This is a genomic window from Acrocarpospora catenulata (assembly GCF_018476525.1).
Lineage (GTDB): Bacteria > Actinomycetota > Actinomycetes > Streptosporangiales > Streptosporangiaceae > Acrocarpospora > Acrocarpospora catenulata.
The window spans coordinates 89,029-108,992 of sequence record NZ_JAHCST010000009.1; the positions used below are offsets into that span (position 1 = coordinate 89,029).

A 19,964-nucleotide genomic window follows, 5' to 3' on the forward strand; every position below is an offset into this window, starting at 1 on the left:
GCCGTCCGCCCTGCTGCCACGCCAGCCTGCGGTAGTGGCGAGCTCTGGAGGAATGACCGATCCGGCACCGACTATGACCGGAAAGGCATCAATGGTGATGCCGATCAGGCAATAGTGTGGGGACATGGCAGCGGAGTCCCGGCCCTTGCGGTACTTCGTCGCGGTGGCGGAGGAACGCAGCTTCACGCGCGCCGCCGGACGGCTCGGCATCGCCGGGCCCGCGCTGTCGCGAGCGATCCGCAACCTCGAGGCCGAGCTCGGCGTGCGCCTGTTCGAGCGCTCCACACGAGTGGTGGAGCTGACCGAGCCGGGTGCGGTGCTGCTGGCTCAGGTGCGGCCCGCCCTTGAGGCTCTCGACGCGGCGGTGCGCCGTGCCGTACGGGCCTCGGCGCCGCATCGCAGCGTGCTGCTCGCCGTCAAGGCGGATGCCGATGGCGGGCTGCTGGAGGACATTCTCGCCGCGGTGGCCGCCGAGCCCGATGCCGAGCCCGTCGCCGTGCGCCTGTGTGGCTGGCGGGAGCACACCCGGCTGCTGCGGACGGGCGAAGCCGATGCCGCGCTCATGTTCGAGCCCTACGACCCGGGCGGCATCGACGCGGATGTCGTCGCGGTCGAGCCTCGCGTGGCGGCGCTGCCGGCCGACCACGCCCTCGCCAGGGCCCCGTGGGTACGGCTCGCCGACCTCGGCATCGGCCCCGAGGAGGTCGGCGAACGGGCGGAGCGCGACATCGGCGAGCAGGGCGTGCACGACCTCGCGCAACTGCTCGCGCTCGTCGGCCTCGGCGCGACGATGACCCTGCTCCCGAGGTCGGTCGCGGCGAGATACCCCCGGCAGGCGGTGGCCTACGTCCCCGTCGAGGACTGCCCGCCCGCCCGGCTGGTCATCGCCTGGCCGGAACGCTCCCGCAGCCGGGGCGTGGCCGCCCTGGTACGCGCGACGACTGCCGTCGCCGAGTCGCGAGGGATGGGTACGGCCGCCGAGGCGTCGGGGATTTGGAACGAAATCCGGCGTTAACGCAGTTCTCGCAGGTCAGCTAGCCGTTGTTTCCCCTCTTCGGATCGCGCCGAATCGCTTCCGCAGCCTGTGCTCGCCGCTTGCTGGCCAAGGCGCACTACTCAGTGGTACCGTGTAGCAGTACTCGGTATCACCGAGTACCAGGAACGGAAGAGGACCCACGATGGACGACCTGACGGAGATGCTGAAGGGCACGCTTGAGGGTTGCGTGCTTGAAATCATCGGCAGCGAGGAGACCTACGGGTACGCCATCACGCGTCGGCTCAACGAACTCGGCTTCGCCGACGTCGTCGAGGGGACGGTTTACACCATCCTGCTGCGGCTGGAGAAGAACGGGCTCGTCCAGGTGACGAAACGACCGTCCGGGCTGGGCCCGCCGCGCAAGTTCTATGCGCTCAACGACGCGGGGCGCAAAGAACTCGCGACGTTCTGGGCGAAATGGGAGTACATCACATCACGGATCGACAAGCTCAAGGAGGGCGGGAAATGAACTTCTGGGAGACCATCACAGGCAGCGATCTCACCAGGGAATGGAAGGCGTTCGAAGCCCGGGCCGCAGCATTGCCGGCCGACCACCGGGCGGCGTGGGAAGAGATCAAGGGTCATCTTTTTCTCTACACGGACTTCACAGGTCGAAACCTGATGCCGATTTTCGACGGTGCTCTGGGGCTGCTCGAAGAGACAGCGGCCGATGGGCAGAGCATTCACGAGGTGCTGGGTGACGACATCGCGGGCTTCTGCGCGGCGCTGGCCGGCGGAGAAGGGGCCAGGACCCATCGCGACCGGTGGCGCGAGCAGTTGAACAGGAACGTCGCAAGGAAATTGGGCCGGCTAGGAGGCTGACGTGGGCATCCAGGACATCATCGAGGGCAAGAAGCAGTGGCGGGCGCACATGGCGCGGGTCAAGGCGCTCCCGCCGGACTACCAGATCGTCTACAAGGAGATTCAGCGGTACTTCTTCAAGGTCGGACCGATCGACCTGCTTGACGGGCCCCTGCTCTCAGGGATCGTCGATTTCTTCGAGGAGGGCGTCGCGACCGGCAAGGGAGTCCTGGAACTCATCGGCAACGACGTCGCCGCCTTCTGCGACGACCTGGTCAAGGACTCGCGCACCTACGCGGACATCTATCAGGAGTCCATCAGAAGGGGACCCGGCACGGCCGAGAAGTAACACCCGTCGACCCGGCCTTATACCGCTTGATCAGCGCCAGCGCCTGCATCATCGGCGCGTGCACGGTGTTGGTCAACCCGAACTCCAGCGCCTCTCCTTGGCATTTACTCGTGCAGCAGCGTCACCAGGATCTTGTAGCCGCCGGGCACCGCGCGGAATAGATGACGCCCTCGACCGTCTCGGTCGGTGCCCCCAGCGCGGCCTCGATCATCTTGAATCTGAGCTCTAGCCCCTCACCATTCCGATAGCGGACAGCGGCGCTATCGGCCATGCAAGGCGCGCACGCAGCGGCTTCCCGCCACCTCTCACACGGCGATCAATGCGCTGCAATCGATCGCGCCACGGGCGACTAGCCGTGACCAAACACAGAACGGATATCTGAAATGACAGACGATAAGGTCCGAGGGTCTGTGATCCACGTGCAGGGCCTGCAGAAGTCGTACAAGGAGTTGCAGGTACTGCGCGGCGTGGACTTCGACGTGGCGCGGGGCAGCATCTTCGCCCTGCTCGGCTCCAACGGGGCGGGCAAGACCACGGTCGTGAAAATCCTGTCCACGCTGCTCAAGGCTGACGCGGGCACAGCCGGTGTCAACGGCTTCGACGTCGCCACGCAACCGGCGAACGTGCGGGAGTCGATCAGCCTGACGGGGCAGTTCGCGGCCGTCGATGAGATCCTCAGCGGGCGGGAGAACCTGGTGCTGGTCGCCCGGCTGCGGCACCTCAAGGGTCCGGGCAAGATCGCCGATGACCTGCTGAAGCGTTTCTCGCTGGCGGACGCGGGCGCGCGGAAGGTGTCGACGTATTCGGGTGGCATGCGCCGCCGCCTCGACATCGCGATGAGCCTCATCGGCAGTCCGCCGGTCATCTTCCTGGACGAACCGACCACCGGGCTGGACCCCCAGGCGCGCATCGAGGTGTGGCAGGCCGTCAAGGAACTCGCCCACCGGGGTACGACGGTGCTGCTCACGACGCAGTATCTGGACGAGGCCGAACACTTGGCCGACCGGATCGCGATCCTGCACCAGGGCCGGATCATCGTGAACGGCACCCTGGCCGAGCTCAAGCGACTGCTCCCGCCGGCCAAGGTCGAATACGTCGAAAAGCAGCCGACTCTCGAGGACGTCTTCCTCGCCCTCGTCGGTGACAACGGCACGAACGGCCATGACCGCAACGTCGGTACGAACGCGTAAGGAACCCCAATGACCAGGCATTTCTTCGGCGACACCGCCGTCCTGCTGGGACGATCCCTGCGCCACATCACGCGCAGCCCGGACACCATCATCACCACCGCGATCATGCCGATCGCCATGATGCTGATGTTCGTCTACGTGTTCGGCGGCGCGATCAACACGGGATCGGTTTCGTATGTGAACTACCTGCTGCCCGGCATCCTGCTCATCACCGTTGCCTCGGGCATCGCCTACACCGCGTTCCGGCTGTTCATCGACATGAAGGGCGGCATCTTCGAGCGATTCCAGTCCATGCCGATCGCACGCTCGTCCGTGCTGTGGGCGCACGTGCTGACCTCGCTGGTCGCCAATTCGATCTCGCTCGTGGTCGTCGTGCTCGTCGCCCTGCTGATGGGCTTCCGCTCGGCGGCGGGAGTGCCGGCGTGGCTCGCGGTGGCCGGAATCCTGATCCTGTTCACCCTGGCGCTGACGTGGCTGGCCGTGATCCCCGGGCTGTCCGCGAAGTCTGTGGAAGGCGCGAGCGCGTTCTCCTACCCGCTGATTTTCCTGCCGTTTCTCAGCTCGGCCTTCGTGCCCACCGACACCATGCCCGGCCTGGTGCGCGCCTTCGCCGAGCACCAGCCGGTGACCTCCATCGTCAACGCCATCCGCGCCCTGTTCACCCAGCAGCCGGTCGGCGCCGACATCTGGATCGCCCTGGCCTGGTGTGTCGGCATCCTCATCGTCACGTTCGCCTTCGCCATGAACACCTACCACCGCAAGATCTCCTAGGTAACCGTCTCCTTGTCAGAAATTGATCGCCGAGCCGTGTAGAGCCGAAGCTCGGGAACCACCAAGGCGATCACCGCCACGGTCACCGTGGTGAGCAGCCCACCAGCGCAGATCACCATTCGGGGACCCCACAGGGACGCGGCGGCCCCGTGCAGCAGGTTCCCGATCTGCGGACCGCCGATGAGCACGACGGTGAGGGATCCCTGGATCCGGCCGCGCATGGCGTCGTCGGTGAGTGCCTGGCAGATGGCGTTGCGGAAGGTGCTCAGGACGAAGTTCACCGCGCCGCCGAGGACGAGCGCCGCCAGCGCGAGCCACAGCCACGAGGCCAGTCCGAGGACCACGACGGTGATCCCCCACGCGGCGGCAGCGGCCGCCATCAGATAACCGTGGCGGACGGCTCGGGTGAACGTGCCCGACAGCAGACCGACCGCGAAAACCCCGGCCGGGTAGGCGGCGTAGAGCAGTCCCAGCTCCGTGCCGCCACCCGCAGGGCCGCCGTAGGTCTGCTGGGCCAGCTCCGGGAACAGCGCCATCGGCATGCCGAAGACCATCGCCGCGAGGTCCACGGCCAGGACCGCCACGAGCAGCCGGCTGGCGGCGAGGTACCGGAAACCGGCCAGGACCTGGCGGATCGTCGAGCGTCCCTGATGGTCCAGCGCCGCCGGGTCGCGGCCAGGGAGGGGCGGCAGCGGCGGCAGCTTGGCGACGGCCCACACGACTGTGAGCAGCGCGAGGGCGTCGAACAGGTACAGCGTGCCGAGCCCGACGATCGATATCAGAACGCCGGCGAGTACCGGCCCGAGGATCGATCCGGCGTACCGGACCAGGTGACTGAGGCTGTTCGCCGCCGGTAAGAGCTCGACCGGGACGAGGCGGGGCACCGTGGCACCCATCGTGGTCATGATTGCCCCGAAGGCCAGCCCCTGGCAGGCCGCCAGCAGCATCAGGAGGGGGACCGAACCTCCGCCCAGTGCCGCTTGGATCCATAATGCGGTGTACGTCAGCACGAGGCCGCAGTGGGCGGCCAGCAGCACCTGCCGCCGATCCCTGGCATCGGCGAGGGCACCGGTCCACAGCGACGCCACGACCAGCGCGACGAACGACACCGCGGCCGAAACACCCACCGTCGCCGACGATCCGGTCACCGTGAACAGCTGTGTCGGTATCGCGACCACGCTGAACGAACCGCCCACCGCGCAGACCGCCGAGGCCACCCACAGTCGTCGATACGCCGGGATGGCCAGCGGGCGGCGGTCGGCCGCGTAAGCACCCAGCGACCGGCTCACCGTCCCCGCCCGCCGTCACGCCCGGGATCGGCCGAAGCCTCCAGCCCGATCACATCGGCGACCACGCAGGCGATGTTGTCGGGGGCACCGGCGGCGTACGCCCGCGTGACCAACTCCTCAAGCACCTGCTGCGGGCCCTCCGACCCGGTCAGCGCCTCGCACAGCGATTCGGCCGGTACGACCGCCGACAACCCGTCCGAGCACAACAGATACCGGTCACCGGCCACGGCCTCGTGCAGCGACAGGTCCGGCTGAACCCCGCCAGTACCGGTCAGTGCCCGGATCAGCAGCGAGCGTTGCGGATGCGAGGCCGCCTCCTCCAAGGTCAACCGGCCCTCATCCACCAGCGACTGCACGAAGGTGTGGTCGTGGGTGATCTGGAACAGCTCCCCATCCCGGACGAGGTAGGCCCGGGTGTCACCGATGTGCACCAACGCCAGCCGGGAACCCGACCACAGCAGTGCGGTCAGCGTGGTGACCGCACTGCCCTCCGGAGAAGACGCGGCCAGTTGCCCGATCGCCCGGTCGGCTTCTTCGACCGCTTCGGCGAGCACGCCGAGCAGATCCTCGGCCGGCACGGCCAGCGTCTCCAACGGCCTGAGCGCCTCGACGGCAGCCGCGCTCGCCAGGTCACCGCCGGGCCCGCGGACTCCGTCGGCCACGGCCAGCAACCGGGGCCCGGCGTACGCGGTGTCCTCGTTGCTCGTACGCACCAGGCCGGTCTCCGACCGGGCGGCGTAACGGATCCCGAGCATGGTCGCGGACATTTCCACAGGACTGCCCCTTCCCGCCAGGTAGTCGACGAGGAAGGTGGCCAGTTGCCCACGGGCGGCGGTCTCGGCCAGCACCTGCTCCCAGTAGCCGGCGATCTCCGCCGCCGCCGCCGGCGCCGGCAGCTCACACACCCGCCGGATACGCGCCAACGGCATGCCCAGGCGCCGCAACCAGGCGATCAACCGGGCCCGCTCCAGCTGCGCCGGATCGTAGAACCGGTATCCCGACTCACCATCCACCGCGGCGGGACGCAGCAACCCCAGTTCGTCGTAGAGCCGCAACGCCTTTGGCGACAGCCGTGCGGCCTGGGCGAACATCCCGATCGTCAGCAACGGCCGCACCACTCCTCCTCGTCCCGGCCACCATGGCCGGTGCCGACGATGGTGCGGCTTCACCCAAGGGCAAGGTCAACACAGCGCCGCGAACTCGGCCGGACGGGCGGCACGGCGGTCACCGGAAGTCCTCTTCGAGGACCACCCTAAGGGGACCCGCGCGCCGGGCCCGTACCTTCGCGACGGCGGCCTCCGCGATGCCGACGATGCCCTTGGGCGCGACGAACACCACGATCAGGAAGATCACCCCGAGCAGCAGGTCGGGCTCGCCGAGCAGGTGGGCCACCAGCGGCGGCACGCTCCCGGCGTCCAGCCCGTCGCCGACGGCGGGCAGGCGCATGTCGAGGAAGGCGTAGACCGTGCCGCCGATCGCGGCTCCCACCAGGCTGCCCGAGCCGCCGATGACGACCATGAAGATCAGCGACAGGGCGAGCATCAGGCCGACCGCGTCGGGGTCGGTGCCGCCGATGGTCACGACGTAGGCGACCCCGCACAACCCGGCCAGGGTCGAGGCGACGACCGACACGGCCAGGCGCAGGCCGTACACGTTGTAGCCGAGCACCCGCATGCGCAGGGCGTTGTCGCGGGTGCCCCGCAGGGACAGGCCGAACCTGCTGCGGACGACCAGGGCCGCGGCGGTCACCACGACGGCCAGGGTGGCCAAGGAGAACCAGTAGACGTTGGGCGTGTTCTGCAGGCCGACGAACAGGGCGGGGATCTTCTCGGTGGGCAGGCGCAGCCCGCTCTCGCCGCCGGTGCCGAAGTAGTTCCGCGCCACCGCGACCGCGCCCACCTGGGCGAACGCGAGCGTCACCATGGAGTAGGCGATGTTCTCCACCCGCAGCGCGACCAGGCTCAGCAGCAGGCTGAGCCCGGCCGTCAGCAGCACGGTCAGCGCCGCCGCGACCCAGAAGGTCAGGCTCGTGTAGGCCAGCAACATCGCGAAGGCGTACGCGCCGACCCCGAAGTAGAGCACGTGGCCGAAGGACATCAGCCCCGACTGGCCGAGCAGCAGGTCGAACGTGACCGCCAGCGCGGCCATGATCATGACCTTGCTCAGCAGGCTGAGCGACCCGGCCGCGCCCGTGTAGTCGGGCAGCAGCCCGAAACCGGGGAACCAGGTGTACGGCACCAGGGCCAGAAGGACGGCGACCGCCGCCAGGGCGACCGGCTTGACGATGCGTGAGGTGGTCACACGATTCTCCCGGTCTTCCCGAAGAGGCCCTGCGGCCTGGCCAGCAGCATGAGGGCGAGCAGCGCGAGCACGAGCAGGTCCCCGGCGCCGCCGGTGAGGTAGTGGTTGGCGAACTGCTGGCTGAGCCCGACGAGCGCCGCCGCGATGAGCGTCCCCGGCAACGACCCGATGCCGCCGATGACGATGACGATGAAGGCGTAGATCAGATAGGTGTCGCCCAGGTGGGGCGTGCCGGCGCGGACGTAGACCAGGGCCAGCGCCCCGGCGAGCCCGGCGGCCAGGCCGCCGATGGTGAACACCATGGCGAACGACTTGGCGACGTCGATGCCGAGGCCGCGCACCATGTCGGCGTTCTCCACGCCGGCCCGCACGATCAGGCCGTGCCGGGTCCGCCGCAGGAACGCCATCAGCCCCGCGTGCAGCAGCAGCGCCGCCGCCACGGTGACCAGGGCGCTGACCGGGATCAGCACGCCGAACACGTCGATCGAGCCGGACACGTTGTCGGGCAGCGGCATCGACCGGGGGTCGGGGCCGAAGCCGATGGTGACCGCCGCGATGAGCACCAGCCCGATGCCCATGGTGACCAGGAGCTGGCTCAGGTGCCCGCGGGCGTACATCGGCCGCAGGAACAACCACTCGACGAGGAAGGCGACCGCGCCGCCGACGAGGGTGGAGACCACGATCGCCGCGAGCAGGGCCCCGGTCGAGGCGGCGCCGAACCAGTTCATCGTCATGATCGCGGAGTAGGCCGAGAAGGTGAGCAGGGCGCCGTGGGCGAAGCTCAGCACGTCCATCAGGCCGAAGATCAGGCTCAGGCCCGAGGCCAGCAGGTAGTAGAGCGCGCCGACGCTGAGGCCGGTGGCCAGGATCAAGAAGAATGTGTCCATCAGTCCACCCCGTGCTCTGCGCTGCGGGCGACGCTGAGGTACCGCCGCAGTTCTTCCCGGTTGGCCAGGATCCTCCGGTCGCCGGTTTTGGCGATCCGGCCCTCGCTGAGGATCACCACGTCGTCGGCGAGTTCGCCGGCGGCCATGAGGTTCTGCTCGACCATGAGCAGGGTGCTCTGCTCGCGTACCGCCCGCAGGACCGCGACGACCTCCTTGACCACCCGGGGGGCCAGGCCCTTGGTGGGCTCGTCGACGATGAGCAGGTGGGACTCGACGAGCAGGCCCCGGGCCAGGGAGACCATCTGCTGCTGGCCGCCGGAGAGCGACCCCGCGGTCTGGGCGAGGCGCTGCTTCAGCTCGGGGAACAGGTCGAAGACCAGCTCGTAGCGGGGTTCTGCGCCGCGCCGCTCGGCCAGGCGCAGGTTCTCCGCCACGGTGAGGCCGGCGAACACGTCGCGGTTCTCCGGAACGTAGGCGATGCCGCGGCGCACCCGCTGGTGGGTGGGGAGTCCGGCGAGCGACGCGCCGCGGAAGGTCAGCTCGCCGGTGTGGTCGAGGTAACCCAGGATGCTGCGCATCAGCGTCGTCTTGCCGACGCCGTTGCGGCCAAGGACCACGGTGGTACGGCCGGCGGCGACGTCGAGGTCGAGGCCGTGCAGGATCTGCGAGGTGCCGATCGTGGTGTGCAGGCCCCGGATCGTGAGGGTCGTGGTCACAGCTCCTCCCCCATGTACGCGGTCTGCACCTGTTCGTTGGCCATGACCTCGTCGGGTGTGCCGACGGCCAGCACCTCGCCGTGGTGCAGCACCGCGACCCGGTCGGCCAGTTCGAGCACGACGTCCATGTGGTGCTCGACCAGGACGATCGAGCGGTCCTGGGCGGCCACGTAGTTCTTGATCAGCGCCACCAGGTCGGGCACGTCCTCGGCGCTGACCCCGGCCATCGGCTCGTCCAGGAGCAGCACCTCGGCGCCGCTGACCAGCGCCATCGCGATCTCCACCTTGCGGCGTTCGCCGTGGGACAGCGCCCCCACCGGCCGCTGCGCGCGTGGCGCGAGGCCGACGTGCCCGAGCGCGTCGTGCGCGGCCGCGGCCTCGGAGACGCCGGCCTTGCGGCCGCGCGGCCCGCGGCCGGAGCCGCGGGCCGCCAGCACGACGTTGTCGAGCACGGTCAGCTTGTCGAAGAGGTAGGAGGTCTGGAACGTGCGGGCCATCCCGTGCCGGGTGCGCAGGTGGGAGGCCATCCGGGTGATGTCGACCCCGTTGAGGTGGACCCGCCCCTGCTGCGGCGTGACCGTGCCCGTGATGACGTTCATCAGCGTCGTCTTGCCGGCCCCGTTGGGACCGATGACGCAGAGGGTCTCACCCCGGGTCAGGTCGAGGGTGACAGCGGTCAGGATGCGCGCGGCTCCGACGCTGAAGTGGATGTCCGTCAGCGTCAGCGCTGGGTCCGCACCTTGGTGCCGTAGCTGCACGTTCTGGTTTCCCTGCTCTTGCGTGTCGGGTGGTTCACTTGATGGCGTTGACCACCGGCGGCACCAGGTCCGCCGCGGGCACCGCCTCGTCGAGCTTGAGCCCCCAGCCGGAGCCCTGCTGCGTGAGCTGGACGATGAAGTAGGGGACGATGACCTGGTTGTCGTCGGCGCGGATGTCGACCTTGCCCTGCGGGCCCTCGAAGCTCCAGCCGCGCAGCGCCTGGGCCATGGCGGCGGTGTCGTTGTAGTCGCCGCCGGTCAGCGCACGGCACACCATCTCGGCGGAGCTCCAGCCGATGGCGTCGCTGAACTCGACGACCCGGTTCTGCTTGGCGGTGTACTCCTGGAGGTACTTGTCCTTCTCGTTTCCGGTCAGGCCGGGGTAGTACATGATCGCGAAGCGGGAGTTGGCCAGGTCGTCGCCGAGGGCCTTGGCGATGCCGCTCCAGCTTGTCGACTCGAAGAGCGTGGTGAAGAACGTCGCGTCGGTCAGCGTGCGCTGCGCGGCCAGCGCCGTGTAGAGCTGCTCCTGGCCGGCGCCGATCCAGTTGGTCTGGACGAAGTCCGGCTTCATCGCCTTGATCTTGTGGGCGGTCGGGGAGAAGTCGACAGTGTCGAGGGGCAGCATGATGGACTCGACGTCGACGCCCTCGGGCGTGAGCATGGCCTCCATGCTCTTGGCCTGGGTCTGGCCGAAGGCGTAGTCCTGGTTGATGGTGACCAGCTTCTTGCCGGACGGGCTGTCGCCGATGATCTTCTTGTAGATCATGGTGCCCGCCGGGGAGTTGCCGTTGGTCAGGAAGACCCGCTTGTCCATGCCCACCAGGTCGGTGGACCCCATGCCGCCCGCGATGAACAGCGCGTCGTTCTGCTTGGCGACGTCGACCACGGCGATGCCGACGGCCGAGGTGGCCGGGCCGGTGATGATCTTGGCGCCCTTGCTCAGGTGGTTGGTGGCGACCGTGGTGCCGACCGCGGCCTCACCGGTGTCGTCGCCCTTGAGGATCTCGATCGGCTTCCCGTCGATCTTCATGGTGCCGCCGGTCAGGAAGTCGAGCCCGGCCAGGAACCCGTTCTCCCAGTGCTTGCCGACCTCGGCGAGCGCCCCGGTGTACGAGGTCACGACGCCCACCTTGTAGGACGACCCGCTGTCGTCTCCGCTGCGCACGGCGCTCTGCGGGGCGCCACACGCCGCGAGTGTCGCGACCGCGGCGAGTGCTGCCGCGGGGGCGGACTTCCTCAGGCTCGACGGGCGCAGGCGCGCCCGGAGTCGCGTGAGCTTCATGACAACCATCCTTGATTTGCTGTGCACACACCGGGCGGAGTGGACACGATGTCCACTATCAGACAGGGCCAGTGTGACTTGGACCATATTCTTATTGGTCAATGCCGTCAAGGTTGGACATTAACCAATCTGTACACTTACAGGAGCCTGCCGACCGCGACCGCTTCGACCATCGCGTCGTCGGCCTCACGCGGCGCGAGCGCGTCACCGATCCGGTGCACCTCGACGCCCCGCCCGGCCAGGGCGGCGTGCAGTTCGGCCACGGGGGTGCGGTGCAGGCACATCACCACCGCGTCGGCCGGGACCCGGCGGGCCGCGCCGGTCACCGTCGAACGGGTCTCCAGACCTCCGGCGTCGATCGACTCGACGACCGTCCTGGTCGCCATGCGTACGCCCTTGGCGAGCACCCGGGGGACGACGAACGTGGCCTCCCCCGTCAGCACGGTGTGGTCGCCCACGGCCGGACGCGGGCTGAGGATCTCGACGTCGGCCCCCTGGTCGGCCAGGAGTTCGGCCACGCCGAGCGGGACGTACCCGCCGGTGTCGTCCAGGACGACCACCCGGCGGCCGAGTCCGCCTGCTCGCGCGACGGCCTCCACCGGGCCCACGACGACCGCGTCCGCGCTGATCAGAGGTCCCGGACGCGCCGGGGTGGCATGGCTCCACCCGTCGGTGTCCCAGACGGCGCCGGTGGCCAGCACCACGGCGTCCGGCCGCAGGGACAGCACGGAGTCGGGGTCGGCCTCGACACCCGTGCGCACCTCGACCTTCAGCCGGGCCAGCGCGCGGACCAGGTCGTCGACGGCGTGCCGCCACGACCCTCGGCCCGGTAGCAGTGCCGCCTCCCGCAGTTGGCCGCCCAGTTCGCCGCCGCGCTCCAGCAGGGTCACCAGGTGGCCACGCTCGGCGGCGACCTCGGCGGCCTTGAGCCCGGCCGGGCCGCCGCCCACCACCACGACGCGGCGGGGACGCGGGGCCGGTTCCGGCGGGCCCCACTCGGCCTCCCGCCCGGCCCGCGGGTTCACCGTGCAGGTCACCCCGGTACGGGTTTTGATGCCGCGCCAGCACCCCTGGTTGCCCTTGACGCAGTGGCGCACCTCGTCGAGGCGGCCGGAGCGGCCCTTGGCGACCAGGTCGGGGTCGGCGATGTGGGCGCGGGTCATGCCGACGACGTCCGCGTGTCCCGCCGCGACGATCCCGGCCGCCCGTTCCAGGTCCATCACCGAGCCGGTGAGCATGAGCGGCACGTCGTGGCCGACCACCTCACGCGCGGCCAGCGCGCTGTCCAGGAAGACCGCGTCACGTTCCGCGCTGGAGGGGGCCACGGTCTCATCCAGGGTGGCGTACACGCCGCCGCTGAGGCTGAAGGCGTCAAAGAGGGCGCTGGCGTGCAGCACGGCGAGCACCTCACGCGCCGAGCGCGGCGTCATGCCCTCCTCGCCCAGGCGTTCGTCCAGCGACATCCGCAGGACCACCGGGAAGTCGTCCCCGCAGCGTTCCCTGATCGCGCGGCCCACCTCCAGGGCGAACCTGGCCCGGTTGACCGGCGAGCCGCCGTAGGCGTCGGTACGCTGGTTGGTGGTCGGCGACAGGAAGGCGTGCACGAGATAGCCATGACATGCGCTGATCTCCACGCCGTCGAAACCGGCGACCCGCAGGTTGCGGGCGGTCGTGGCGAAGCCCTCGACGATCATGTCGATGTCGGCCTGGTCGGCGACCTTCGGGATGCGCCCAGAAGGAGGCGCCGCCACCGCGGAGGGCGCTATCGCCGCATGCGGGTAACCGAACACCGCGTTGCCCGGATCGTTGGGCCCGGCGTGGAAGATCTGGCAGAAGAACGCGCCGCCCGACGACCGCTCGCGTACGGTGGCGGCGATCGCCGCCAGGCGGGGGATCGACGACTCCTCCCAGGCCGGGATGAGCATCGGGTTGGTCATGGTCGAGGGGTGGACGGGAACCCCGCCCATCACCACCAGACCGGCGCCCCCGGCGGCCCGCGCCGCCAGGTAGGCCGCGAGCCGGTCGTCGTCGTGCGCCGTGTTGTGGGGGCTCACCATCACCCGGTTGGGGAGGGTGACGGCACCGACCCGCACGGGTTCCCAGAGCGGGGACAACTCGCTCATGACGGCCTGGCCACGCCCACGCCCCCGGGGACCAGGGCCGCGCCCCAGCCGCCGTCGACGGCGATGTCCGCCCCGGTGACGTAACGGGCGTCCGGGCCGAGGAGGAAGGCGACGACGTCGGCCACGTCCTCGGGTTCGCCGACCCGGCCGAGGGGAATGGAGGCCGCCCTGGCCTGCTTCTTCGCCGCGTCGGCGAAGATTGCGGCGGTCATTCCGGTGGCGGTCGAGCCGGGTGAGACGCAGTTGCAGCGCACGCCGTCCGGGCCCCACTCGCGGGCGAGCTGGAGGGCGAGCATGCGGGCGGCGGCCTTGCTCGGCGAGTAGGCCCCCATGCCGCCGGTCGGGGCGACCGCGGCCAGCGAGGCGACGATGACGATCGACCCTCGCGACTCGACCAGGGCCGGACGGCATGCCTTGGCCAGCAACCAGGCGGCGCGGGTGTTGACGTTGAAGGCCAGGTCCCAGTCGTCGAGCTCCAGGTCGGCCAGCGGCCCGGCCTTGATCACGCCGGCGTTGCTGACCAGGGCGTCCAGGCCGCCGAGCAGGGGCAGCGTGGTGGCGACGGCCGAGGCGATCGACTCGGGCCTGGCCAGGTCGACCGGCACCGCGTGCGCGGTGACCTGGCCGCCGGTGAGCTCGTCGGCGACGGCCCTGCCGCCCGCCTCGTCGGCGTCCAGCAGCGCCAGCGCGCAGGGCAGGTCCCGGGCCCGCGCGTCGGCGGCCAGCCGCCGTGCGACGGCGCGGCCGATGCCCGACGCCGCTCCGGTAACGATGACCTTCATCGGTAACCGCCTCCTCAGGCCGTCTGGTTCTCGAGCACCACGGCCAGGCCCTGCCCGACCCCGATGCAGATGGTGGCCACGCCCCAGCGCCGGCCCGACTCGCGCAGGTCCTTGGCGAGGGTGCCGAGGATCCGGGTGCCGGACGCGCCGAGCGGGTGGCCCAGGGCGATCGCCCCGCCGTGCCGGTTGACGATCTCCGGGTCGATGCCCCACGCCTTGACGCAGGCGAGCGACTGCGCGGCGAACGCCTCGTTCAGCTCGACCGCGCCGACGTCGTTCCAGGTGATCCCGGCCCGCTCCAGCGCCCGGTTGGCCGCCTCGACGGGCGCGAACCCGAAGTACTGGGGTTCCAGCGCGGTGGCCGCCCACCCGGCCAGGCGGGCCTGCGGCCGGGCCCCGAGCAGGTCGGCGGCGTGGGCGCTGCCCAGTACGGCCGCCGACGCGCCGTCGTTGAGCGGCGAGGCGTTGCCCGCGGTGACCGTGCCGTCGGGCCGGAAGACCGGCTTGAGCCCCGCCAGTTTCCTGACCGAGGTGCCGGGACGGATCGACTCGTCCCTGGCCAGGTCCACGCCGGGGACCGGGATCACCAGGTCGTCGTAGAAGCCGGACTCCCAGGCCGCCACGGCGAGGTCGTGCGAGCGGGCGGCGAATTCGTCCTGTTCCTCGCGGGTGACGCCCTCGCGTTCGCGGAGTTGTTCCGTGGCCTCGCCGAGGGAGACCGTCCAGACCTGCGGCATCTCCGGGTTGACCAGCCGCCAGCCGAGCGTGGTGGAGACCAGGGTCGCCTCCCCCGCGGGGAAGGCGCGGTCGGGTTTGGGCAGCACCCAGGGCGCGCGGCTCATCGACTCCACGCCGCCTGCCAGCACCACGTCGGTCTCGCCGAGGGCGATCTGGCGCGCGCCGTTGATCGTGGCGTCGAGGCTGGAGCCGCACAGCCGGTTGACGGTCGTGCCGGGTACGCCGGTCGGCAGCCCGGCGAGCAGGGCGGCCATGCGGGCGACGTTGCGGTTCTCCTCGCCCGCGCCGTTGGCGTTGCCCAGGACGACCTCGCCGATCCGCCCGGGATCGAGGCCGGGGTGGCGTGCCAGCAGGGTCCGCAGGACGAGCGCCGCCAGGTCGTCCGGCCTGGTCGCGGACAACGCGCCACCGTACTTGCCGAACGGGGTGCGGACCGCGTCGTAGATATAGACGTCGCGCATTGGATGGGCCTCTCGATCAGAGTCGGACGGTGACCTTTCCGGCGGTGCGGCCGGAGAGCATGGCGACGATGGCGTCCGGGGCCGCGTCGAGGCCGTCGTAGGTGGTCTCCTCAAGCGTCAGCCGGCCGCGTGCCATCAGGTCACGGGCCTCCTGGAGGTACGCCGGCCAGTGCCGGGCGTGGTGCCGGACCATGAAGCCCTCCAGCCGCACCCCCTTGAAGATCGCCTGCATGAGGTTGCGCGGGCCGCGCGGGCCGGTGGCGGAACCGACGGACGAGACCTGGCCGCACAGCACGACCCGCCCGCCCGGCCGCAGGCAGTCCAGGGCCGCCTCCAGATGGTCGCCGCCCACGTTGTCGTAGTAGACGTCGATCCCGCCGGGGGCCGCCGCGGCCAGCAGGGCGCTCACCTCGCCGTCGCGGTGGTTGAAGGCGGCGTGCACGCCGTACTCCTCCAGGGCGCGGCGCACCTTGTCGGCCGATCCGGCGCTGGCCACGACCTGGTGGCCCCAGGCGACGGCCAGTTGCGCCGCCACTCCCCCGACCGCCCCGCCGGCGGCCGAGACGTAGACGGTCTCGCCGGGCGCGACCGCGCCGATGTGCCGCAGGCCGACGTACGCCGTCAGCCCGGACACGCCCAGCACGCCGAGGTAGTGCCGCTCGTCGAGCCCGTCGGGCACCTCCACCCGCATCGGGTCGAACCAGCCGCCCTCGCCCGCGTCGCAGAGCAGCATCTCCTGCCAGGCGCCGTGGTTGAGCACGACGTCGCCGGGCGCGAACCGCGCCGACCGCGAGGCCACGACCCGGCCCACGGCCGATCCGTCCAGTGGTTGCCCCAGCCGGAAGGGCGGCACGTGGCCGACGCCGGTGCGCTCGTCCATCCGCACCCGCATCAGCGGGTCGATCGACATCCAGGTGTTGCGGATCAGCACCTGCCCGGGGCCCGGCTCGGGCACCGGCTCCTCGGTGACGGCGAAGTCGGCGCGTTCCGGCAGCCCGTGGGGGCGGCGGACCAGCCGGATCATCCGGTAGGTGTCGTTGTTCAGTTCCACGAGTAGAACCCCTGACCGGTCTTGCGCCCCAGGTGCCCGTCGGCGACCTTGTCGCGCAGGATCGCGGGCGGCGTGAAACGTGGCCCGAGTTCGCGGTGCAGGTGTTCGGCGATCGCCAGCCGCACGTCCAGACCCACGACGTCGGTCGTGCGCAGCGGGCCCATCGGGTGCCGGTAGCCCAGGGTCATCGCCGTGTCGATGTCCTCGGCCGACGCGACGCCGTCCTCCACCATCCGCATCGCCTCCAGCGCCAGCGCGACGCCGAGGCGGGAGGAGGCGAATCCGGGGCTGTCGGTGACGGTGATCGGGGTCTTGCCCAGTGCCCGCACCCAGGCCTGGCAGGCCGCCACGAGGTCGCGGGACGTCCGGGCGCCGACGACGATCTCGACCAGCGTGCTGGCGGGGACGGGGTTGAAGAAGTGCAGCCCGACGAAGGACTCCGGCCGTGCGAGTGTCCCGGCCAGCCCGTCAACGGAAAGCGAGCTGGTGTTGGTGGCGAGCACCGCCCCGGGCGCGGCCGCCGCCGCACGGCCCAGGACGTCGGCCTTCAGCGCGGGATCCTCGGGCACGGCCTCGATCACGAGAGCGCACTCGGCCAGGGCGGCCGGGTCGCAGGCCACCTCCAGCCGCCGTGCGGCCTCCTCGGCGGGGCCGGGCAGGGCGCCGCGCCGCGCGGCCTGCTCCAGTGAGCGCGCCACCCGTTCGGCCGCCGCGCGGCCCGCCTCCGCGGTGGATTCGACGATCACGACGGAGCCGCCGGAGACCAGGAAGGCGTGCGCGATGCCCGCGCCCATGCGGCCGCCGCCGTACACCCCCACCCTGGCCGGCAGGTGGTGGTCGTACACGTCGCTCATGTTTCCTCCACGGAGTCGGCGCGGTGCCCGGCGGTGGCCGCGCGGAGCGAGACGGCGTCCCGCAGGTGCCGTTCGACGGGGTATTCGGTGAGGTAGCCGTAGCCGCCGTGCGCCTGGAGCGCGGCGGCGGCGACCTCGATCGCGCCGTCGGCCGCGTGCCGGAGCAGGGCGGCGGCGGCCAGCGGGCTCTCGTCGGCGCCGCAGACGGCGGCCAGCGTGGTGCGCACCCACGACTTCTGGTCGGCGACCGACCGGCGGACGGTCGGCAGGTCGATGAGCGGGCCGCCGAACTGCCGGCGTTCCCGGGTGTAGGCCACCGCCGCGTCGGCCGCCGCGCCCGCGATCCCGGCGGCCACGGCCGCGCCGCCCAGCCGCAGGATCGCGCGTACGTCGCCGGCGGGCGCGCCGGTCAGCTCGGCGCAGGGGCCGTCGATCTCGGCCGAGCGGGTGAGCGCGCCGTCCAGGCCGGTCCTGGCGACGGGCGCGTACCGCACCGCCTGCGCCCGCACGAGCAGGCACTGACCGTCCCGCAGGAGCAGCAGGTGGGGCGCCGGATGCGCGGCGTCGACCCGGGCCACGCGGCCCCTGGCCGTGCCCGCCGCCACGTCGAGCCGCGCGTGGGGCGCGGCGAGGTCGACGACGGCCACCGCCTCGGTCCCCTTGTGGAGCCCGCCGGCCAGGTCCAAGGCCCCGGTGGCCCCAGCGGCCCCGATGCCCCCAGCGGCCCCATCGGCCCCAGCGACGGCGAGTGCCGCGAGTGCCGCGTGCGCCTGTACCGAGGCCCAGCCGAGCGCGGGCCAGTGGCGGCCCAGCCGTTCCCATACCACGACGGCGGCGGCCCGCCCCGCGCCGCCGCCCCCGTGGGCCTCGTCCGCCGCCACCGTCCACACGCCGAGCGCGGCGAGTTCGCCGACCAGCTCCGCCACCAGTGCGGGGTCGTCGGTCAGCGGGGTCTCGCGATCGGCCGCCACGGTGTCGAGCAACCGCGCCAGGTCACGCTCGTCCTCGCCCAGGGCCGGGCCGTACCAGGAGGTCACGACCAGAAACTCTCGGGACGGGGCTCCCGCCGCTCCGCGAAGGACTCGCTCAGCTCGTGCGCCTCCCTGGTCTGGAGGTAGTAGCTGAGCTGCTGGTCGTGGGCCATCCGAGCCTGCCCGGAGACGCCGTTGTGGCGGGCGGAGAAGGCGCCCTTGAGCCCGGCGATCGCCATCGGGCTGCGGGTCGCGATCTCCTGAGCCACCTCGACGGCCCGGTCACGGGCCTGGCGGGCCGGTACGACCTCGTTGACCAGCCCCATCTGGAGGGCCTGCGCGGCGGTGTACTTGCGGTTGAGGTACCACATCTCCTTGGCCCGCTTGCGGCCGATGGTGTCCTCCAGGTACCAGGTGCCGTAGCCCGCGTCGAAGCTGCCGACCATCGGGCCGACCTGCCGGAACACGGCGTTCTCGCTCGCCACCGACAGGTCGCAGACCGTGTGCAGCACGTTCCCGCCGCCGACGGCGAAGCCGTTGACCGCCGCCACGACCGGCTTGGGGATGGTGTCGATCGCCTGGTAGACGTCGATGATCGGCAACACCTGGGACTGGTCGAGCGAGGTCACCGGGTCGTGCTCGCCGCCGATGCAGAAGAACTTGTCGCCCGCGCCGGTCAGCACGGCCGCCCGCAGGGCCGGGTCGAGGCGGAAGCGCTGCAGCGCGTCGAAGAGCTCCAGGCAGGTCCGGTGGGCCAGCTTGTTGCCCGCCTGCGGCCGGTTGATCGTGACGATCAGGACCGCGTCCTGCCGGTCCACGAGGATGTCGCCGTAGGTCGCCTCGCTCATGTCAGTGGTCCTCCTGGGTCCGGAATCCGTGGCCGCTCTTGTCGCCCAGCCGTCCCGCCGCGACCATGCGGCGCAGCAGCGGGGGTGGCGCGTAGCGGCGGTCGCCTGTCGCGGCGTAGGCCGCCTCGGTGGCGTCGAGGTGGGCGTCCAGGCCGATGCGGTCGAGCATGGCCAGCGGGCCGGTGCGGTAGCCCAGGCCCAGCTCGATCGCCACGTCGAGGTCCTCGGCGCCGGCCAGGCCGTCGTCGTAGGCCTGGACGACGTCGTTGAGGTAGGGCATCAGCAGCCCGTGCAGCAGGAAGCCGGGACGGTCGCCCACCACCAGCGCCTCCTTGCCGGGCAGCGAGTCCGCGAAGGCGGCCAGGCGCGCCACCGTCTCCGGCGCGGTGCACAGGCCGGGCACGACCTCGACGGTCCGGGTGGTGTCGACCGGGTTGTGCCAGACGAACCCGGCGAAGCGCTCCGGGCCGGGCAGGGCCGCGCCCAGCTCGGTGACCGACAGCGCGGCGGTGGTCGTGGCCAGTACGGCTCCGGGGCCCGCCACGGCGGCGGCCTCGGCCAGCACGGCGACCTTGACGTCGAACTTCTCCGGCACCGCCTCCACCACGAGGTCGGCCCCGGCCAGTGCTGTCAGGTCGGTCTCGACGGCCGTGACCGGCACACCCGCCGCCGACAGGAACCGGGCGATCGCGCCGCCCATGGTGCCCGCGCCGACGATCCCGACCCGCTCGAACTTCTCGCTCATGTCGTTCC

The 19,964-nt window shown here is 71.1% G+C and carries 21 protein-coding genes; 6 read left to right on the forward strand and 15 right to left on the reverse strand.

Features of this window, described 5'->3' with window-relative positions:
- The first annotated feature begins 124 nt into the window (after positions 1-124).
- The 6 genes from KIP79_RS48240 (at position 125) to KIP79_RS11700 (ending at position 4,147) form a co-directional block, all read left to right on the forward strand.
- Positions 125-1,015 (forward strand): LysR family transcriptional regulator, encoded by an 891-nt coding sequence (locus KIP79_RS48240; RefSeq protein ID WP_214104759.1) that lies wholly within the window; start codon positions 125-127, stop codon positions 1,013-1,015.
- 163 nt (positions 1,016-1,178) lie between these two features.
- Positions 1,179-1,505: a PadR family transcriptional regulator gene (locus KIP79_RS11680; RefSeq protein WP_214104760.1), complete on the forward strand. Its 327-nt coding sequence runs from the start codon at positions 1,179-1,181 to the stop codon at positions 1,503-1,505.
- Positions 1,502-1,858: a DUF1048 domain-containing protein gene (locus KIP79_RS11685; protein WP_214104761.1), complete on the forward strand. Its 357-nt coding sequence runs from the start codon at positions 1,502-1,504 to the stop codon at positions 1,856-1,858. The genes KIP79_RS11680 and KIP79_RS11685 overlap by 4 nt, the downstream gene beginning before the upstream one ends.
- 1 nt (position 1,859) lies before the next feature.
- Entirely contained in the window at positions 1,860-2,186 is a 327-nt protein-coding gene (locus tag KIP79_RS11690) for a DUF1048 domain-containing protein (protein ID WP_214104762.1), read from the forward strand.
- 383 nt (positions 2,187-2,569) lie between these two features.
- Positions 2,570-3,376: an ABC transporter ATP-binding protein gene (locus KIP79_RS11695; protein ID WP_214104763.1), complete on the forward strand. Its 807-nt coding sequence runs from the start codon at positions 2,570-2,572 to the stop codon at positions 3,374-3,376.
- A gap of 9 nt (positions 3,377-3,385) precedes the next feature.
- The gene (locus KIP79_RS11700; protein ID WP_214104764.1) at positions 3,386-4,147 is read left to right on the forward strand and encodes an ABC transporter permease; all 762 of its coding nucleotides are present in this window, start codon (positions 3,386-3,388) and stop codon (positions 4,145-4,147) included.
- Here KIP79_RS11700 and KIP79_RS11705 read toward each other — a convergent pair.
- From KIP79_RS11705 to KIP79_RS11780, 15 genes are all read right to left on the reverse strand, one after another.
- Positions 4,144-5,436 carry an MFS transporter gene (locus tag KIP79_RS11705; protein WP_214104765.1) on the reverse strand — a complete coding sequence of 431 codons (1,293 nt, stop codon included), beginning with the start codon at positions 5,434-5,436 and terminating at the stop codon, positions 4,144-4,146. The genes KIP79_RS11700 and KIP79_RS11705 overlap by 4 nt on opposite strands.
- A complete protein-coding gene (locus KIP79_RS11710; RefSeq protein WP_308169677.1) occupies positions 5,433-6,551 on the reverse strand; it encodes a MerR family transcriptional regulator in 1,119 nt (372 codons plus the stop codon). Before KIP79_RS11710 ends, KIP79_RS11705 begins: the two co-directional genes overlap by 4 nt.
- Positions 6,552-6,660: 109 nt before the next feature.
- Positions 6,661-7,737, reverse strand: a complete 1,077-nt coding sequence (locus KIP79_RS11720) for a branched-chain amino acid ABC transporter permease (RefSeq protein ID WP_214104766.1) — start codon at positions 7,735-7,737, stop codon at positions 6,661-6,663.
- Positions 7,734-8,624, reverse strand: coding sequence for a branched-chain amino acid ABC transporter permease (locus KIP79_RS11725; protein ID WP_214104767.1), 891 nt, complete (start codon positions 8,622-8,624; stop codon positions 7,734-7,736). The genes KIP79_RS11720 and KIP79_RS11725 overlap by 4 nt, the downstream gene beginning before the upstream one ends.
- Complete coding sequence (locus KIP79_RS11730) at positions 8,624-9,340, reverse strand: ABC transporter ATP-binding protein (RefSeq protein ID WP_214104768.1); 717 nt, start codon at positions 9,338-9,340, stop codon at positions 8,624-8,626. The genes KIP79_RS11725 and KIP79_RS11730 overlap by 1 nt, the downstream gene beginning before the upstream one ends.
- On the reverse strand, positions 9,337-10,098 hold the full coding sequence (locus tag KIP79_RS11735; RefSeq protein ID WP_308169678.1) for an ABC transporter ATP-binding protein: 762 nt from the start codon (positions 10,096-10,098) through the stop codon (positions 9,337-9,339). Before KIP79_RS11735 ends, KIP79_RS11730 begins: the two co-directional genes overlap by 4 nt.
- 34 nt (positions 10,099-10,132) lie before the next feature.
- The gene (locus tag KIP79_RS11740) at positions 10,133-11,383 is read right to left on the reverse strand and encodes an ABC transporter substrate-binding protein (protein ID WP_214104769.1); all 1,251 of its coding nucleotides are present in this window, start codon (positions 11,381-11,383) and stop codon (positions 10,133-10,135) included.
- Positions 11,384-11,520: 137 nt separating this feature from the next.
- Positions 11,521-13,506 (reverse strand): oxidoreductase, encoded by a 1,986-nt coding sequence (locus KIP79_RS11745; protein ID WP_214104770.1) that lies wholly within the window; start codon positions 13,504-13,506, stop codon positions 11,521-11,523.
- Entirely contained in the window at positions 13,503-14,288 is a 786-nt protein-coding gene (locus tag KIP79_RS11750) for an SDR family NAD(P)-dependent oxidoreductase (protein ID WP_214104771.1), read from the reverse strand. The genes KIP79_RS11745 and KIP79_RS11750 overlap by 4 nt, the downstream gene beginning before the upstream one ends.
- 14 nt (positions 14,289-14,302) lie before the next feature.
- Positions 14,303-15,487, reverse strand: a complete 1,185-nt coding sequence (locus KIP79_RS11755; RefSeq protein ID WP_214104772.1) for a thiolase family protein — start codon at positions 15,485-15,487, stop codon at positions 14,303-14,305.
- A gap of 16 nt (positions 15,488-15,503) precedes the next feature.
- On the reverse strand, positions 15,504-16,538 hold the full coding sequence (locus tag KIP79_RS11760; RefSeq protein WP_308169679.1) for an NADP-dependent oxidoreductase: 1,035 nt from the start codon (positions 16,536-16,538) through the stop codon (positions 15,504-15,506).
- The gene (locus KIP79_RS11765; protein ID WP_214104773.1) at positions 16,529-17,392 is read right to left on the reverse strand and encodes a 3-hydroxyacyl-CoA dehydrogenase family protein; all 864 of its coding nucleotides are present in this window, start codon (positions 17,390-17,392) and stop codon (positions 16,529-16,531) included. Before KIP79_RS11765 ends, KIP79_RS11760 begins: the two co-directional genes overlap by 10 nt.
- On the reverse strand, positions 17,389-18,429 hold the full coding sequence (locus KIP79_RS11770; RefSeq protein WP_214104774.1) for an acyl-CoA dehydrogenase family protein: 1,041 nt from the start codon (positions 18,427-18,429) through the stop codon (positions 17,389-17,391). The genes KIP79_RS11765 and KIP79_RS11770 overlap by 4 nt, the downstream gene beginning before the upstream one ends.
- Complete coding sequence (locus KIP79_RS11775) at positions 18,426-19,211, reverse strand: enoyl-CoA hydratase-related protein (protein WP_214104775.1); 786 nt, start codon at positions 19,209-19,211, stop codon at positions 18,426-18,428. Before KIP79_RS11775 ends, KIP79_RS11770 begins: the two co-directional genes overlap by 4 nt.
- 1 nt (position 19,212) lies before the next feature.
- A complete protein-coding gene (locus KIP79_RS11780; protein WP_214104776.1) occupies positions 19,213-19,956 on the reverse strand; it encodes a 3-hydroxyacyl-CoA dehydrogenase family protein in 744 nt (247 codons plus the stop codon).
- Positions 19,957-19,964: the final 8 nt, after the last annotated feature.

Bases quoted from the DNA above. Each gene is read 5' to 3' on its own strand.
- KIP79_RS11685 (WP_214104761.1), top strand. From the start codon at position 1,502: ATGAACTTCTGGGAGACCATCACAGGCAGCGATCTCACCAGGGAATGG.
- KIP79_RS11695 (WP_214104763.1), top strand. From the start codon at position 2,570: ATGACAGACGATAAGGTCCGAGGGTCTGTGATCCACGTGCAGGGCCTG.
- KIP79_RS11680 (WP_214104760.1), top strand. From the start codon at position 1,179: ATGGACGACCTGACGGAGATGCTGAAGGGCACGCTTGAGGGTTGCGTG.
- KIP79_RS11755 (WP_214104772.1), bottom strand. From the start codon at position 15,487: ATGCGCGACGTCTATATCTACGACGCGGTCCGCACCCCGTTCGGCAAG.
- KIP79_RS11745 (WP_214104770.1), bottom strand. From the start codon at position 13,506: ATGAGCGAGTTGTCCCCGCTCTGGGAACCCGTGCGGGTCGGTGCCGTC.
- KIP79_RS48240 (WP_214104759.1), top strand. From the start codon at position 125: ATGGCAGCGGAGTCCCGGCCCTTGCGGTACTTCGTCGCGGTGGCGGAG.
- KIP79_RS11740 (WP_214104769.1), bottom strand. From the start codon at position 11,383: ATGAAGCTCACGCGACTCCGGGCGCGCCTGCGCCCGTCGAGCCTGAGG.
- KIP79_RS11750 (WP_214104771.1), bottom strand. From the start codon at position 14,288: ATGAAGGTCATCGTTACCGGAGCGGCGTCGGGCATCGGCCGCGCCGTC.
- KIP79_RS11780 (WP_214104776.1), bottom strand. From the start codon at position 19,956: ATGAGCGAGAAGTTCGAGCGGGTCGGGATCGTCGGCGCGGGCACCATG.
- KIP79_RS11765 (WP_214104773.1), bottom strand. From the start codon at position 17,392: ATGAGCGACGTGTACGACCACCACCTGCCGGCCAGGGTGGGGGTGTAC.
- KIP79_RS11725 (WP_214104767.1), bottom strand. From the start codon at position 8,624: ATGGACACATTCTTCTTGATCCTGGCCACCGGCCTCAGCGTCGGCGCG.
- KIP79_RS11700 (WP_214104764.1), top strand. From the start codon at position 3,386: ATGACCAGGCATTTCTTCGGCGACACCGCCGTCCTGCTGGGACGATCC.
- KIP79_RS11775 (WP_214104775.1), bottom strand. From the start codon at position 19,211: ATGAGCGAGGCGACCTACGGCGACATCCTCGTGGACCGGCAGGACGCG.